Raw genomic sequence first — 17,347 nt, forward strand, 5'->3', positions numbered from 1 at the left:
ACAGATGTTTTCTTATCCTTGTCCATTTTAATTCAAGATATCCCGTTTCGTAAAGACAAGGAATGAAACAACCAGTGCAATGAGTCCCCAGACGGAAAGAACTCCAAGTGAAAATACGAAAGTCATTCCCTCAATCGGCGGTAAAGTACCTGATAAGTATCCGGTGAGACCAAGATTCACCATGAATAAATATTTGGCAGTGCTCCACGACGAAGCCATATTCGTTAAGATACTTCCTGCAATCAGTGCAGCCATCATGATGACAATACTTGCAGAAGTACTTCTTACTAGAGTAGACACCATAAAAGACAGGACCGCTACGATGATACTGACAAACCATAAGAGCCCAGACTGCATCAATAAATACTTCCACTGCGGCACCATATGCACTTTTGACATATCCACATCCGAACCATTGATTTGAAAACCGGTAAAGATGGGCATCGTAAATCCTTTATATCCAAAAAAGAGTCCTGCTATAAGATAGCATATAACAAATACAGCAAGAACAAGAAGAGAAACGAATAAAAATAAGGTAAGGAGTTTACTCAACAGAATTTTCCACCTGCGAACAGGTCTCGTTAGCAACATTTTAATCGTGCCCGATGTCCTCTCACCAGATACAAGATCTGAAGCCATGGCAACCACAAGCAAAGGAATAAACAAGTTAATGGAATTGTTCATAAATTCTCTTGTGAACGTAACCCCGCTAGGCTCTTTGGGATTGAGATCATGCTCGAGATAATACTGAAGCTGTTGAATATAAATCCTACGATATTTCTTCCATTCCTCTGGTACCCGGTCACTTCCGAGTGAATTCTGATTATCCGTGATTGCTTGCTGCATTTCAAGTCGCCAGTCATTTCCAAACTTTTCGCGCTTTGATTCAGACTCTTTCATCTGAGCATAGGTAAACATCGGCGTTAATACAAGCAAAACGAGTATAATCACGTAAAATCTTTTTTTCTTGATCATTTTAATGGTCTCGTTCTTTACCAAAGGCAAGAGACTATTCAATAGATTCACCTTCTGTCATTCGTAAAAATAACTGTTCAAGTGTAGGATGTACTCTTTGTACTCCCTCCACTTTCACTCCCGCAATGACCATGGTTTTCACCATTTGTGGAACTAGTTCTTCCGGCATCTCTGTAATGATCGCATTCGGTCCAAGATTCGCGATCAAAGTATCATCTAACATAGATGTATCTCGCAGTCTCTTAATCCGCGGATGATTCGTTAACCAGCGGGATCCCTCATCAAATGGTGTTACATGCCAGACAGTAATATTACTATGGTCTCCAATAAGTTCGTCGACTTTACCTACGGTGAGCACTTCACCATTATTAATGATAGCCACTCGGTCACACAGAAGCTGAATCTCACTAAGCAAATGACTGCTGACAAGAACGGCTAAACCTTCCTCTGCCAGTTTTTTTATAAAAGCCCTCAGTTCCTTTATCCCTTTCGGATCAAGTCCATTGGTTGGTTCATCTAATATAAGCAGTTTTGGATTTCCAAGAAGCGCCTGAGCGATACCTAAGCGTTGACGCATTCCCAAAGAGTATGTGCTCACTTTATCATGTATTCGCTGACCCAGTCCCACAATCTTCGTAACTTCATAAATACGCTCTTCCGTAACATCCGGAATCATGCGTGCAAAATGCTCTAAATTCTCAAACCCTGTTAGATAATTATACATCTCTGGGTTTTCGACGATAGATCCTACATACCTAAGTGCTTGCTCGGGTTTTTGGTGTACAGGGTATCCACACACCTCAACTACCCCTTCTGTCGGTTTGATTAAATCAACAAGCATCCGGATTGTCGTTGTCTTCCCAGCTCCATTCGGACCTAAAAATCCGAAGATTTCGCCAGCGTGCACTTCAAAAGTAACATCTTTAATAATCCACTTACGCCCTATCTTTTTTTTAAGATGCTTCACAGATAATACGATTTCTTGCGACAGATATTCACTCATCGCCCATCTCCACCTTTTTTCCATGTTGATCAGTGATACCAAGCACTTCTATAATTCGTTCTGCCATCTCTTCATAACCTTGTGCGTTCGGATGAAAATGATCACTGGCAAGCAGCTCTGATACATTGTTCTCAAACAGGTCAAATGTCGGTGCAAGAGCCATCTGATCATAGGTACTTATCAGCTCAAGTACTTTACTATTCCATGCAGTTACTACAGCATTCCCAACTTGTTTTAGATCTTGCAAATCATTGAATGGATTATATAAACCAACATAAACAATCTCGGCGTTAGGATTAATCTCAGCTATTTTTTTCAGCACTTCTTCGAGCGACCCTGAGGCTTTGGGCAAAAGATTAAATAGTGCAGCAGTGTCCGGAATATTGATATCCGCTCCTTGATTGGTCTGAGCACCTTGAAACAGATCATTCGCACCGATGGAGAGTAGAATAAGATTAGATTGTTCCAGTGTATACTTCACACCTGCTTCATCTAGTTGAGGAAGAAGTTTCTCAGCAGTAAGTCCATTAATCGCTAAATTTGCTGTCACTCTAACTTCTTTTCCATCTTCCTTTAGCATACTGACAACCCTGCGAACAAACCCCTTTCCTTCATCGTCTCCTGTACCTTTGGCAAGCGAGTCACCAATAGCAGCAATTTTAATTTCTTTGGATTGTTCTATAGGGGATGTGATAGCCGTCTCTTTCTGTTCAGATATAAAAGCAGTGTCACCTGACGGATTCACGATATCCTGAACTGCTATCATAAAGCCATAAATAAGTATGATCGTCATAATGATGGATATGGTACTTACAGTGATCCAAATTTTGCTCGATGACTTCACAAAAACATTCCCTTCGCACTGTATTTACTTACAGTAAACATAAAACTTCCCGTCCTTATTTGCAAATCAATGCCCTCTCTCTTCTTTACTATCTGCCAAAAACGAAAAAAAAGACCTCCAACAATAGTGGAGATCTCAAAATAACGACAAAATAGTATGGCACCTAAAAAATATGGCATCTTGCATGTAAAGGTAAAATCATAAGGTTTGATATTAAACAAAGGTTAGAAATGTATTATTTTCCAACAAAAGCTTGTACCCAGTAGCCGTTAACATATCCTACACCGATCAACGTGAAATTCTCATTCATGATATTTGCTTTGTGACCTGGGCTGTTCATCCAAGCTTTCACCACTTCTGCAGGAGTTTTTTGCCCTTTAGCAATATTCTCACCTGCGTATTTATAAGTAATTCCAAACTTCTTCATCATATCAAATGGAGATCCATAAGTTGGAGACGTATGACTGAAATAGTTGTTATCATTCATGTCTTGCGCTTTGGCTACAGCCATTTTTGTAAGATTCGTGTGAATAACAAGTGGTTTGAGGCCAGCTTTCGCACGTTCTTTATTTACCAGTGATACTACTTCTTTAGCATAAGCGGATACGACAGAAGAACTGCTTTGATTTTGGCTTGTGCTGTTATTATCCGTACTGCTGTTCGAATTATTATTCGATCCTGATTGCGGTTTTTGTACGGTCCCTCCTGTGTAACCATTCTGCTGCAACCACTGCTGAATATATTCGCTATAGCTTTGACCTTTTTGAGTGGATAGAGAATGAGCGGATGCAAGTCCTGCTCCAGGAATCAGCATCCCTGCTGCAAGAACAGCAGAGAGACTTCCTGCAATGATCGTTTTTTTAAGAACATTCTTTTTCAAAATACTTCAACTCCCAAATTAATTATTACAATTTTGTAACTGGTATGTTTAGGATTATATCAGCAGTTTATAAGTTTGTTAACCCATAATTTATGGAAATAGTTAAAAAGTCGTAACTTTTTGAGAGTATAGAATCAGAATTGTTTTGTAATAAAAAGTACAGTAAAATGTCCCGAGTTGTACAATGATGTAATGATAAAGAAAAACATAACAAAACAACCTAACGGCAAAAAAACCATTAGGTTGTCCTTATTTTATATTGAATTCATTAAAAATGGAGTCTGTCTCGTATATATAGATTACAGTGATTTGCTGAACCGATACCCATGTTTGATAAAACCGATATGCTCGTAAAATGGATATGAGGACTTATGTTGTTCCCGATTGCCTTCGATAATCAGCAATTTTTCGCTCCCATGTTCACGTGCCCAACTTTCAGCCAGCTCCAGTAGTCTACGCCCAATTCCTTCACCTCGGTGTGAATGACGGACAATAAGGGAAGTGATTTGTGTCGCTTGATTACGGCTTGCATGAGACTGAATGCATTGCAAACCTAGTAAACCAACTACTTCATTTTCTACTTCCGCTACCAACATACAAGCTCTCTCGCTTGTTTGACTCATCTGGATGCGTTCCCTCATGACTCCAGGGGTGGCTGGATATCTGACCTCATGCATCAGACTCGTCACCGCATCCACATCGTGCAGTTCACACGCTCGAATCGTCAGTACTGGGGCCTCTACATTACTTAACATGGTTAACCTCCACTTTCAACATATTTGCGGCTTGTTTTGCCGTATCTCGTGCACTCTCTACATTAGTTGATGCACTTAATGCTACTGCCATTCTTCTTCCTACTTTAGTCTCAGGTTTTCCGAATAAACGGACCTGAGTCCTTGGTAAAGATAGTGCTTCTGACACTCCAATAATTTTGTAGGATGATGTCTCAGAATCTGCTTTTAGTGTAGCAGAAGCTCCTGGTGTTAACAACTCCACTCCGGTAACTGGAAAACCAAGAATTGCCCTTACATGGAGTGCGAATTCAGATAGGTCCTGCGTAACCATCGTTACCATTCCGGTATCATGGGGACGTGGAGAAACCTCACTAAATACAACTCCATCCTTCGTCAGAAAAAGTTCAACCCCAAATAAACCATAACCTCCAAGTTTATCTGTAATCCTCTTTGCGATTTCTTTGGCTTCATTCAGCTGCTCTTCGCTCATCGGATGTGGTTGCCAAGATTCTATATAATCCCCATCCTTTTGGATATGTCCAATAGGTGGGCAGAATACCGTTCCAGATACAGAACGGACTGTCAGCAGGGTAATTTCACTTTCAAATTCAACAAATGCTTCAACAATGACACGAGTTGTTTTTGCTCTAGCACCGTCCAAGGCAGCATTCCAACTAGATTCAGCATCCTCATAGGTACGGCATACACTTTGACCTTTACCAGAGGAACTCATCAGCGGTTTTACTACACAAGGAGTTCCTAGTTCACGAACCGCAGCTTGTAGTGTCTCCAGACTATCTGCAAATCGATAAGCAGCTGTAGAAATGCCAAGTTCCTCTGCTGCAAGGCGCCGGATTCCTTCCCGGTCCATCGTCAGCTTTGTTGCTTTAGCTGTTGGAACTACACGAAATCCTTCTTCTTCAAGCTGAACTAGTGCATCGGTTGCAATGGCTTCAATCTCAGGAACGATCACATCGGGTTGCTCTTTCCGGATGATCTCTTGTAACAATTCTGCATCGAGCATATTAATACAGTATGACCTATGGGCGATTTGCATCGCAGGAGCATTATCGTAGCGATCGACCGCTATGGTCTCAACGCCAAGTCTTTGGGCTTCGATAATGACTTCTTTTCCTAACTCTCCGCTGCCAAGCAGCAGCAACTTTTTGGCTTCAGCCGAAAAAGGAGCACCCCACATTCTCTCCCATCCCCCTATGTGAGAAATCTACTACATTTCTCTATTTTCGGGGTTATTGCGGCAGAATGCAAGAGTGCTCGACTTTTTTCTTGTGAATATTACATAGATTTTCGCTTTCTAACGAACAAAATTTACAAAAATCTGAATTGTTCAATCAATCCGTTATAAATTCCTTTTTGCTGGATGAGTTGTTGATGATTTCCTTGTTCTTTAATTTCACCATGATCCAGCACGATTATATTATCTGCATTCCGGATCGTCGAAAGACGGTGAGCGACCATAAATGAAGTTCTACCTTTTAGAAGCACTTTCAGTGCTTCTTGTATTTTCAGTTCCGTCTCCGTATCAATGCTCGCGGTTGCTTCATCAAGGATTAAGATCCTCGGATCTGCCAGCAAGGCTCTCGCAAATGACAGCAGCTGACGTTGACCCATGGAAAGTACGTTTCCGCGCTCTTCCACTTCTGTCTCATATCCGCCGGGAAGTTTCACAATAAATTCATGTGCATTAACTGCTTTTGCAGCTGCTTCTACCTCTTCATCGGTCGCATCTAGGCGCCCAAATCTAATATTATCCCGAATTGTACCGGAGAAAATAAAAGTGTCTTGAAGTACAATACCGATTTGACTTCGCAGACTGCGAATCGTCACATCCCTGATATCATAGCCATCAATCGTCAGTTTGCCATCTGTCACATCATAAAATCTACTAAGCAGATTAATAATGGTACTTTTACCTGAACCAGTATGGCCAACCAGTGCAATAGACTGCCCTGCTTTAACGTCAAGATCAATTCCTTTGAGCGCCTGACGTCCTTTTTCATATTCAAATACAATATGTTCGAATTTAATGTCGCCCTTGATTGATGGAATCGGAACCGCATTTGGCTTATCTGCAATGCCAGGTTCTTCATCCATAAATTCAAAAATACGTTCTGAAGATGCCATAGCGACAAGAAGCTGATTATACATCTGGCCTAACCGGTTAATTGGATCCCAGAAGTTCCCCACATAATTAGCAAAAGCAACGAGAAGACCAATACTTAGTTCACCTGATTGGATAAGAAATGCCCCGTACCAGAATAAGATCAAGGAACCTACCCCGCCAGTAATTTCGATCAGCGGTCCGAATGCTTGGTTCATTGTCGAAGCTCTATTCCATGATTTACGGCTTGTCGCATTCATTTGATCAAAGAACTTCATGTTCTCATCTTCTTGTGTGTAAGCTTGAGTCACACGGATCCCTTGAATAGATTCGTTAAGATGTGAATTGATCCGTGAATTTTTCATACGTACATCTTGCCATGCTCGCCTGATTCGAACTCTCAGTTTCGTCGATATAAGGAACATCACCGGCACCGTTAGAATCACCGCGAGCCCCAGTTTCCAGTTAATAAAGAGCAAAATGATCATAATTCCAACGAGCTGTACGCAGTCAATCATCAGGTTAACAACCCCGTTGGTGAACAAATCTTGTAATGAGTTGATGTCGTTGGTTATTCGAACCATAACAGAACCGGCAGGTCTTTTATCAAAAAAGGAGAATGATAATTTCTGTATGTGTTTAAATAAATCGGTTCTGAGGTCGTAAATAACCCGCTGTCCTATAATATTCGTATATTTAATTCGGTAAGTAGCCGCTGCCCACTGAATAATATATAGGAGCAAAATTCCTCCTGCAATCCAGTATAGCAGTCTGAGACTCGGCAAACCTTCTGTCGGTGCGATCGCTTTATCGATTGCAAGACTTGTCAGATAAGGGACGGTCAATTTTGTGATTGTCCCGAGTATCATCATAACAATAATGATGGGCAGTAACTGTTTTGCATAAGGTTTCATATAAGCGAACAACCGAGTGAACTCTCCCCAGTTGAACGGCTTTTCTATAACCTCATCATCTTGATAGACAAACCGTTCCTGGTTTTTATTTTCCTTGGTACCTCGAATCTTTTTGCTGTCTGCTGCTGTATCTGCACTCATGAGTTCACCTGCTTTCCGGGTGCCCGCTGCTCACGAGCGATATGATCCGCATATTGAATATGATAAACATCTTGGTATTGCCCAGGAACTTTAATCAGTTCGTCATGCGTCCCCCGCTGTACTACGAGACCTTCGTTAAGCACCAGTATTTCATCGGCATGTCGTAAAGAAGAAATCCGATGGGCGATGATAAATGTGGTTCTACCTCGCATAACTTCCTGGAATCCTGACTGAATCTCATGTTCTGTCTCCATATCAACTGCACTCGTCGCATCATCAAGAATGAGGATTTTAGGATTCTTGAGTAATGCTCTCGCGATGGCAATTCTCTGCTTCTGACCACCAGATAAACCCATTCCCCGCTCACCGACAATCGTGTCGTAGCCAAGCGGCATTTCCATGATAAAATCATGGGCTTTGGCAAGTTTAGCAGCGCGGATGATCTCCTCCATAGATACGTCTTTTAAACCATATGAAATATTATTACGAATACTCGATGAGAACAGGAATGTCTCTTGGAACACGGCCGCAATCTGGCTCCGTAAAGTTCGAATATTGATATCATTGATCTCCATGCCGTCAATCTTAATCGAACCTGAATTAATATTATAGGCGCGCATTAACAGCTGAATAATTGTTGATTTACCCGATCCTGTCCCCCCCAGAAAACCAACAACCGTTCCCGGTGGTGCTTCCAGATTAATATCTGTAACTGCTGCTATTTTGTTTCCGTAAGCAAAGGTCACATGTTCAAAAGAAACATGCCCTTTAACCTGCTCGGGAGCAAGAATAATAGAATCCTCTGTATCCTGAACATCAATAGGCTGATTAAGTAACTCCAGTACGCGTTCACCGGAGGCTTTGGACTGGGTATAGTTATTGATATGGAAGCCAATATTCCACATGGGTCCGATTATGTACCAAATTAAACTAAAGAAAGCAACAAGTTCGCCTAGTGATAATTCTTTTTGTATAACTAATCTGCCGCCAACAACAAGAAGTAAGATAACACTCATCGAAGCCAGAAGTTCCATGATCGGGAAAAACTTAGCCCATAATGATGATGCAAAGATCTGATTCGACTTGTAGCGTTCATTCCGAAGTGAGAACTTATCTACCTCATGTGGCTCACGAGCAAACGATTTAACGGTACGCACTCCCGTTACATTTTCTTGAACAGCTGTCGTAAGTGAGCTCATCGCCAGCCGCATTTCTTGGAAAGCAGGGTGAATTTGTTTTTCGAATTTGAGAGCAACCATCACAAGGATTGGCATGAAGATCATTGTAAATAAGGTTAGCTGCCAATTAATCGAGAACATCATAATCGACCCAAACAGAACCATGAGAACCATATTTAAAATCTGAGCAAAACCGAATCCGATAAAGTTACGGATGGCTTCAAGGTCACCGGTTAGCCGTGACATCAGGTCCCCTGTCTTAGCCGTATCATAATAGCGGAAAGACAAAAACTGTAGTTTTTCGTAACATGCGTTACGTAAACGATAAGCAAGATAGTTACCAAGCCTAGCGCCAAAAAAGCCATGCAAGAACTGCAATGATGATTTTAGAATGACCACCCCGAGTACGGTTAGGGCAAGCATGGGAACGCCTTCAAAATTACGAGGCGTTATCATATCATCAATGAGTACCCTCAGTAGATTCGGGTATATAAGCCCGAGTGCAGTCGCTAAGGCCAAGCAAAGTATTGATAAAAACAACAAATTACGTTTGGTCCAGAAGAAGCTCTGCAGTTGCCTGAGAACATCCATGTTTCTCCTCCTTCAAAATATTTACTTTTTTACGAACATTAATGAAGTTTATCACCGCATTACCACCTCGGCAAAGCGAGAATCAACTCATATTCCGCCTTCTTTTCGTATGAATGGGCAATAACAGGAAATAATCCCCATCTCTCAATGAAATGGTCAGCTATCCTCCCCTATTCAGGGTCATTGGCACAAAAAAACACCCCCGCTGCTAAAATTGCAGGAGAAGGGTGTTTTTTGTACTCTTAAATAGGTGATTCCTGTTCAAGTAAGGACAATTTTTGGGCAAGCAGGACTAACTTTTCTGAGTCATCTGCTAAATCCAGGGCTGCGACTAGTCCAGATATATTCTCTTTCCACTGCTCACCGAGATCTAGGGAAACCTCATGAAACGATGTCCGAATCAGTGATTGATAGTAGTCTTTAAGAAGAGTCTCGTTCTCCTGTAACTGTTGACTAATGAATTGTTTAAGTTCTGGTTCAAGTACTTGCTGTAACTCTTTTCTGCCGTTGCCTTCAAAAAAGGATTTTGGATTTTTGAAGTATTTCCAATACAGTTTGAATTCAATACTCCCCTGTTCCTCTCCCGTCCGAAGAGACGGAGTTTCCCAACCCTTCGATAAACTGACCGACAGAGAGATGCCTGATGTCAGCCCACTGAGTTTGTTAGCCATTTCCTCTGCGGCGAAAGTAACCAGCTGTTTCCCTTTGTTCTCCAGCCTGATGGAAGTTGCAAGCAGTTCTTGCTGCATTTCAAGATTCAGCATTCGAAGCAGTTCCCGTCCGGAAGAGATAAATATAGCTTTTAAATCACCAGCATCTTCTCTTAGTACAGAGGGGTGGAATGCTTCGGACATAAACTCTGAAATGCGATAACCAATACGCTGACCCGTATGGAAGATTAATTCCTGAGTCTCTTGAGCGATCTCGTGATCTTTTGATTGCTTTTCCAGTAGCTGAAGAAGCTGCACCCCCTGTGTAAGTGCCTTTTCTAGTTCTACTTTACGGTGTTCTCTCGCTTCTGCTCCCTGACGTGCATCTTGCACCCACTGTTCTACTCTTGTGCGGACAATGAGAATATCTTTATTTGCTTCAAGCAGAGCAATATCTAGTAATTCTTCTCCTACAAATGTGCTGAACGCTTGTTCAAACTCCGTAAAACCTGACTCAGTAAGCTTGTCTTCATTTCCGGTTTGTTTGGCATCAAGGGCTTGCAGACTGGAGACTGCATAGAGGTGGGGAGAACGCACCCCGTTTTGTTGTAATTTCTGGCTGACATGCTCTTTAACCCGTTCTAATTCCTCGGAAGAAGCTGCGAGATCCGCTGCATTGATCACAAAAAACATATTATCAAGGGACTTCGTGTCCTTAACCCGGCCCAGTTGATTCAAGAACTGCCTGTCTCCCTGAGAGAAAGCATGGTTGTAATACGTTATAAACACTAAAGCATCCGCATTCTTCATATAGTTAAACGTAACACCGGTATGTCTAGCATTAATGGAGTCAGCTCCCGGTGTATCAACGATGATGATCCCCTGATTCGTTAGCTCACAGCTGTAATACAGATCAATCGATTCTACAAAACAAGATTTGGATTCTTCAGCAACATAAGCACGGTAATCTTCCATATTTACTACAAAAGATTGTCCCAGCTTAGATAAAGCATCCTCGTATCCCCGGGCTGCAGCTTTCAAAAAACTGTAATGCGGGCGGCCGGCTGGATGTACTTGCTGCGGAGTTAACTCACTCACAGTGGTCTTCCATGTCTTCTCTTCTGGAACACCAAGACCAAGAAGATTAAAAGAAAACGTCAGATCTGCCCAGATGCTGTCTTTGGACTTCATTGTCACTTGTGCTGTCCGGTGGGTCATACCTTCTGGCGGCGCCATTATCCGGTTTATTGCCGCTGTGGTTGGGTGCGGCGATACCGGTAGTACTGCTTCGCCAAGCAAAGCACTGGCGAACGATGATTTGCCGGCGCTGAACGCACCAAACAACGCCAAAGTGAATGTTCCGCCGGCAAAGGATGCCGCGCGTGTATTCAGTCCACGTACCGCCGAGTTCATGGCGGAATAAGGGATTAGATGAGCTGCGGCCTCGCGTAATCTTGCCGCAGCCGCAGACAGTCGCTCATGCCGCCTAGCGGCAAGAGCCGGACGCTCCTTTCGCACATTGAGGGAGCCCGTATGCTCAGGTGTAGCAACATTACAATCTACACCGGTGCCGGGTAGAACCGCAGCTGTCTCCAGCGGTGCAGTCCTGTGACTGACCTCTGGTAATCGTTCCGAGGTGAATGTTGTAGCTGCCGGGAGCATCACACGTACCGTTGTTGCCGTATCCTGAATATTCTGCTCCAACTGGGATAACTGATCAGCAACCTTATTTTTCATATCTAATTGCTTTCTTTGTTCTTCTAAAGCCACAAGGACAGGTGCATTCTTCTCTGATAGCTCATGAAGTAGATCATCCGCTAATTCAAGAGCGGATCTCCGATAGGAAGCAATCAGATCTGCCCGTAGATCTTTACAATAATTGAGGACATATTCCCCTGTGATCTGCGTATCAGGTGCTTTACGTTTCGTAATCAGTTCTATCTCAGGAGTGTACAAATTCGCTTCTAGTTTCTCGTTCCACTCTTCATTCCATAATCCATGGGACTGCCCGAGCCCTCTTAACAAACTCTGAAGATGGAACGAAATTTGCCCGTCCGCTTGTCTCGTGAGGAGATCCCAAAATTGCTGAAGACGTGCGTCTTTTTCTTGTTCGGTCTTCCCTGAGCTAAATAAAAAACCAACTTTAAACCCGGGGCGTCTGCTTTCTAGATAACTCTCGGCCGCTGATCTTACGTCGGCAGGTGTGATGTTGGCAGAAGACAGTAACTGATCTGCCTCCGTCCGGAAATGTTTTCTTTCTTCAGCAGTCATTTCACTTATTTGCGCAATTTCTTGATTAAAGCGCGCGGTCTCAGAAGCCAGTCTTGCGGCACCTTCTTCTCCTCCAAGCTCATCCAGCATCCGTTGTTTCATATCCTCATGTTTTTCTTCCCAGTTCTTGATAAATTCTTCGCCTACATGACGTGTAGACGAGGCAATACTATGCTGAATAAGATCTGATCGGAGATCAGGGAGTGTTTTCACCAGTTGAACTAGTTCATTCCACTGATTATAGGGATGAGTCTCTTGTTTCAACGTCGTGAATAAGAGACCCGCATATGTAACTTCCCACGCAGCAAATACTTCCTCTACCGCACTTCGGTACGCTGAAAAGCTAAGCTCTTGTTCTCGGTGTTTATCAATCTGGGTCACGACTAGATAAAGGGGCTTCCCCCAATCGGACAAGCTTTTTGCAAAAGATAAATTATTTTCCGATTGTACATGGTTATAATCCATCACATAGAAAACAGCATCAGCCAGATGTAAAGCGGAGTCCGTTGCTTTCTTGTGAGCGTCATCCGTCGAATCTACACCAGGGGTATCCAGCAGAACAGCATGCTCTTGCAGAAGGGGAACCTCATCCCACACTTCAATAAAAGAGTATTGTTCACCATTCTTACAATACTCATCTAATTCTTCAGGCATAGCTACGATGGGACTTTTTTCAGAGGAAGAGAACTCTCGTTCACCTTCTTGCTCCGTTTGATATATTTTGGCTAACTTTGGTCCATTTCGAATAGCCACTACATTGGCACTCGTAGGTACAGGACTTGCAGGGAGTACTTTTTTACCGCATAGACTATTAATCAGACTTGATTTTCCGGCTGAAAAATGACCACAAAAAGCGATCGTTACTTCATCTACCGCCGCTTTCTGAAGTAAATCTTCCATGGCAGATGATGCTGTCATGTCCTCGTGCTGAATAAAAAACTGTTGCAGTTCTTGTAAACGCTCTCGCATTTCTTCATTCTGTCTGCTCCTGTGCGTCAGCATGTCCTAGTCAGGCTCCTTCTCAACTTTTCTTTTCAACCAAATATGTACATTTTATCACTCAGAACTGGAGATTTGAACCTAATTTCGCAAAATCTTTCTGAACAAAAATAAAACCGAGTCCCTCGCTCGATAAGAAAGATCACTTTCTTATCGAAACGTGGAACTCGGTTGATCGCTGAATAATCTGTTTCTGAAATATCCAGCCTATTTATTATTTTACAGATTCATTATTGAACTGCATTCTCAAGCGTAGGAAGCAAGATTTCGAATACTTGTCCATGCTGCAGGATCGTAATGTTTCTTAACTTATCTTTCATGACAACCACTTCAGTTTTTTGAGACATACGCTCAAGGTAATGCTCAGGAACATCGCCGGAATGGCTTACTGTAATTCCTTCGATTTCTTTTTCTTCATTTTCGCTCATTTCAGTTGCAACTACTTCTTCAAAAATATCAGAAAAAGCGTCAAATTTGTCTGTGTACACGGAAATGCATTTCATTTTTTCTCATCCTCTACTATTCGTTTACTATTTTTCTTGGTTTAAAGCGGATGACCCTCGTTCCTTATCTTTCCTGATTTGGGACGTTTTCATACGCTTTTTCCCTTCACGACAGACGTCCAGAAGCGGACAGACCTGGCATTTAGGTGACTGTGCCTTACAATGATATCGGCCAAAAAAGATTAGTCTGTGATGGGTAATCGTCCATTCATCCATGGGTACTCTTTTCATTAGCTTTTTCTCCACTTCAAGAACGGAATCTTTCCACCCCGCAAGACCCAATCGTTTCGACACACGCTCTACGTGGGTATCGACTGCAATTGCTGGAACTCCAAAAGCATTGGAGACTACCACATTTGCAGTTTTTCGCCCTACTCCTGGTAGTTGAACCAGGCGATCGTGTTCACTTGGCACTTCTCCTTCATACTGCTCTATCAAAATACGGCACATATTCTGTATATGCTTCGCCTTGTTGCGATACAAACCGATTCTTCTGATATCTTGTTCCAATTCTTCTAGAGGAACAGCAATATAATCTTCAGGAGTTTTATATTTTTGGAACAGGTCCACTGTCACTTTATTTACCGTTTCATCCGTACATTGTGCCGACAACAAAACCGCAATGGTAAGTTCAAACGCGTTGTTGTGCTTTAGTTCACAATGTGCATCGGGAAACATGTTTGCGATGGTATCAAGAATGTGACGTACAATCGTTGCATTCAATGATGAGCTTACCCCCTACAAAAAAAACGTCTTGATACGGCTAGTCCGTATCAAGACGGTCATTCTTCTTACTGCTTAAAGAAATGACTACGGTTTGGAAATCTCAACTACTACGTTATTGAGCAGATACAATACAATATTATCATTATCTTTGAGAGATTGCACGCTCAAAGTACTATCACCTTGATGAATGTAAACATTCGGTGACAATTGAAAGCGATAGTTAGTGTCTGTCGTAGAAGTACGTTTCACTTGTAGTTCATTGGTAGACGCACTATATGTCCAGAACGCTTTCGATACAGGTGAAAGCACGTGAAATACTGAAGTTCCATCTGCATCTTTGGTAAAGATGACATGATCAGCTGTAGTAAGCGAACCAAGCGTGGTAGACGTGCTGCCATTCTTGATAACTTTAACCTTACTCGTATTCACAGATTCATTTGAACCCGAAGCAGTCTTATAAGTTACTGTATTTCCACTAATGCTGCTAATTTCGCCCCATGTTTGTTTTACAACTTGGATGGACTGCGGCGTATTTCCATCAAAAGATACATTGATAAGCGAACCTAATTTTAGATCAGCTGGTTTCATAGCTGCTCCATTATCGCCTGTAATGGCTAGTTTGTCTACATAAATTTGGCTTGTAGCTCCATCTTTTTTCAGCTCGGCACGGTAGGTAGACAAATTCAGTGATTGCAGTTCAAATTGCACTGCAGATTTCACATATATTTTACTAATCACGTCCTGATTTGCGCCTAGCATAGCCGTAATCTGATCTCCTGCTTTTACATCAGACAAGGAAGCACTGCTCTTTCCATATAACTCTACAGAAGGTGTCGTTTGGTAAGGTAAAGTAATGCTCTCACCATTCGTCTGAAGCAGTTTCACGTTCTTGGAGCTTGTACTCAGTTCTGTAACTGTTCCTTCATACTTGTAAACAATGGACAAGGATAAAGCGCGTGTCCCAATCGTATTAAGGTTCACTTTACGGCCTTCTGTCAGATAAGATTCAATACCTGCCAGGGTCGGAGACGTGCTGTTATACTCAAGTTTTGTTTTTTCATCAAGTGTAAAAACCTGAGGTTTCTTGTTCGCGTCGAGTACGGTAAGTAGTTTCGTTTTATTGTTGTAAGAAACAACTGTAGCCAAATTCACCCGTTCCATTTGACGATTCAGCACTTCAATTTTAGTAACCTCTTCATTACTATTCAGCGTGATTTCTATTACATCACCTGATTTGCCATCTGCCAGCAGATCACTGATGATCGGCTGCTCTATTCCACTAATTACAATCTGAGGATTTGAAGCCAGAAGCTTTACTTCTAGCGAGCCGCCATCTCTCATATAGGTAATCGTCGAATGATTAGCACCAAGCTCATAGAGCGTACCTCGAACCGTACGTTCTACACCTGCTGTAATTTCAATCGATTGAGCGATACTATCTTTGATCGTATACTTCACTGCTGTTCCCGTTTTCAACTCAGATAGAGTTACGATCTCATTTTGATATCTAATCACACTGATTCCATCTTGAATTTTAAGTACATCGACAGTCCCCGATTCGTTCACCACGGTAACTGTTTTCAAAGTCGGATCAACAGATTGAACTTTACCTGTAGCCGTCTTATTTACCACGCCTGACTTCACACGAACAGCAACTGGATTTTTTTGTGAAGTAAATGTTTCTCTCTGAATCTCGATAACACTTCCGGCAGTTAAGTCCGCAGCTTTAATGACATTACCATTTTGATCGTAAAATACAGTTTTATCTGTGAATGTGTATTCTTGATACGTATCTCCAGCAAATAACCATAGTTTGTTTCCAGACAACCGTTCAAAGCTACCTTCTACGGACTCCGTCTTCGGTGTGTTATTTAAGCTCTCTACATAAGTTGCCGTTTGGTTTTTACCGGTTACCATGACTTCACTGTATAATGCAATATCTGTCGCAGTAATCTTCTGCTCAGAAGTACTCGTAAAGAAAGGCGTATTTGCATTTCTTGTGAATGTTACATATGTACTACCGGTATACAAGGTTATTTTGCTATCTGTCAGTTCGGTTATGTATCCCTTGTGTTGTCCTGCATAAGAATAATCTTTGTATCCCCCGCCACGGCTAAAGAACGTCGCTAACTGAGCACGAGTTACATTTCCTTGTGGATCAAATTTATTTCCTGATATTCCCTGGGCAATATTCAAATCAACCGCTACATTTACGTAGCCTTTCACACCATCCGATATTTTGTCATTATCCGCAAAATCGGTAGGCGCATTTCCTGCTGCTTTCGCTTCTGCTTCTTTATCGATGGCTCTAATTAACAACTTTGTAATCCATTCACGAGAAGCTTTTTTCTCTCCCCATGTCCCTTTATCAATCTTTACTTTTGCTTCTTCCTTCTCATCAACTAGATCGAGATCAAATGCCAAGGAAACATAGGATTTAAAATAATTGCTTGTTGAAATCCCTGCTGGAAGTTTTGCTTTATCAGCAGCTGGTAGCTCTGATTCTCTATTCACAAATCGAATGGCCATCGTAATCGCTTCTTGCTGGGTTACTGCATCACCTGGTCTAAACAATCCGTTGTTACCTAGAAGAATATTTTGAGATGCTAACTTGTAAATATGTTTCTCTGCCCAATACCCGCTTTTCACATCACTGAACATACCTGTTGCCGCTTTAGCCGTAACAGAAACGGGAGCTGTTTCAGCTCCCGCTACTCCTGCGTAGGCACTAAGCGCCATCAGGCTGGCGAGCATGGCAGATACCATTTTTTTAGAAGGAATGGAATTGATATTGCTAGGTTTGAAAGTCAAAATAA

The 17,347-nt window shown here is 42.1% G+C and carries 12 protein-coding genes; all 12 read right to left on the reverse strand.

Annotated features, from left to right (window positions below):
- Positions 1 to 27: 27 nt before the first annotated feature.
- The 12 genes from ACWPWY_RS11120 to ACWPWY_RS11175 all read right to left on the reverse strand — a co-directional run bounded on the left by ACWPWY_RS11120 (position 28) and on the right by ACWPWY_RS11175 (position 17,342).
- The gene (locus ACWPWY_RS11120) at positions 28 to 1,017 is read right to left on the reverse strand and encodes an ABC transporter permease (RefSeq protein WP_454191757.1); all 990 of its coding nucleotides are present in this window, start codon (positions 1,015 to 1,017) and stop codon (positions 28 to 30) included.
- Positions 1,010 to 1,978: an ABC transporter ATP-binding protein gene (locus ACWPWY_RS11125; RefSeq protein WP_454191758.1), complete on the reverse strand. Its 969-nt coding sequence runs from the start codon at positions 1,976 to 1,978 to the stop codon at positions 1,010 to 1,012. Before ACWPWY_RS11125 ends, ACWPWY_RS11120 begins: the two co-directional genes overlap by 8 nt.
- Positions 1,971 to 2,822 carry a GDSL-type esterase/lipase family protein gene (locus tag ACWPWY_RS11130; RefSeq protein ID WP_454191759.1) on the reverse strand — a complete coding sequence of 284 codons (852 nt, stop codon included), beginning with the start codon at positions 2,820 to 2,822 and terminating at the stop codon, positions 1,971 to 1,973. Before ACWPWY_RS11130 ends, ACWPWY_RS11125 begins: the two co-directional genes overlap by 8 nt.
- A 235-nt stretch (positions 2,823 to 3,057) precedes the next feature.
- A complete protein-coding gene (locus ACWPWY_RS11135) occupies positions 3,058 to 3,702 on the reverse strand; it encodes a CAP domain-containing protein (RefSeq protein WP_454191760.1) in 645 nt (214 codons plus the stop codon).
- Between the two features lie 299 nt (positions 3,703 to 4,001).
- Positions 4,002 to 4,457 (reverse strand): GNAT family N-acetyltransferase, encoded by a 456-nt coding sequence (locus ACWPWY_RS11140; RefSeq protein WP_191799310.1) that lies wholly within the window; start codon positions 4,455 to 4,457, stop codon positions 4,002 to 4,004.
- Positions 4,447 to 5,634 (reverse strand): formate-dependent phosphoribosylglycinamide formyltransferase, encoded by a 1,188-nt coding sequence (gene purT, locus ACWPWY_RS11145; RefSeq protein ID WP_454191761.1) that lies wholly within the window; start codon positions 5,632 to 5,634, stop codon positions 4,447 to 4,449. Before purT ends, ACWPWY_RS11140 begins: the two co-directional genes overlap by 11 nt.
- A 131-nt stretch (positions 5,635 to 5,765) precedes the next feature.
- Entirely contained in the window at positions 5,766 to 7,613 is a 1,848-nt protein-coding gene (locus ACWPWY_RS11150; protein WP_454191762.1) for an ABC transporter ATP-binding protein, read from the reverse strand.
- The gene (locus ACWPWY_RS11155) at positions 7,610 to 9,382 is read right to left on the reverse strand and encodes an ABC transporter ATP-binding protein (protein ID WP_454191763.1); all 1,773 of its coding nucleotides are present in this window, start codon (positions 9,380 to 9,382) and stop codon (positions 7,610 to 7,612) included. The genes ACWPWY_RS11150 and ACWPWY_RS11155 overlap by 4 nt, the downstream gene beginning before the upstream one ends.
- 242 nt (positions 9,383 to 9,624) lie before the next feature.
- Positions 9,625 to 13,221 (reverse strand): dynamin family protein, encoded by a 3,597-nt coding sequence (locus tag ACWPWY_RS11160; RefSeq protein WP_454192859.1) that lies wholly within the window; start codon positions 13,219 to 13,221, stop codon positions 9,625 to 9,627.
- A 311-nt stretch (positions 13,222 to 13,532) separates the two neighbouring features.
- Positions 13,533 to 13,805, reverse strand: a complete 273-nt coding sequence (locus tag ACWPWY_RS11165; protein WP_191799305.1) for an NAD/NADP transhydrogenase alpha subunit — start codon at positions 13,803 to 13,805, stop codon at positions 13,533 to 13,535.
- Positions 13,806 to 13,832: 27 nt separating this feature from the next.
- A complete protein-coding gene (nth, locus tag ACWPWY_RS11170; RefSeq protein WP_454191764.1) occupies positions 13,833 to 14,528 on the reverse strand; it encodes an endonuclease III in 696 nt (231 codons plus the stop codon).
- A gap of 87 nt (positions 14,529 to 14,615) precedes the next feature.
- Complete coding sequence (locus ACWPWY_RS11175; RefSeq protein WP_454191765.1) at positions 14,616 to 17,342, reverse strand: S-layer homology domain-containing protein; 2,727 nt, start codon at positions 17,340 to 17,342, stop codon at positions 14,616 to 14,618.
- Positions 17,343 to 17,347: the final 5 nt, after the last annotated feature.

It is taken from the genome of Paenibacillus sp. Marseille-Q7038 (assembly GCF_965111595.1).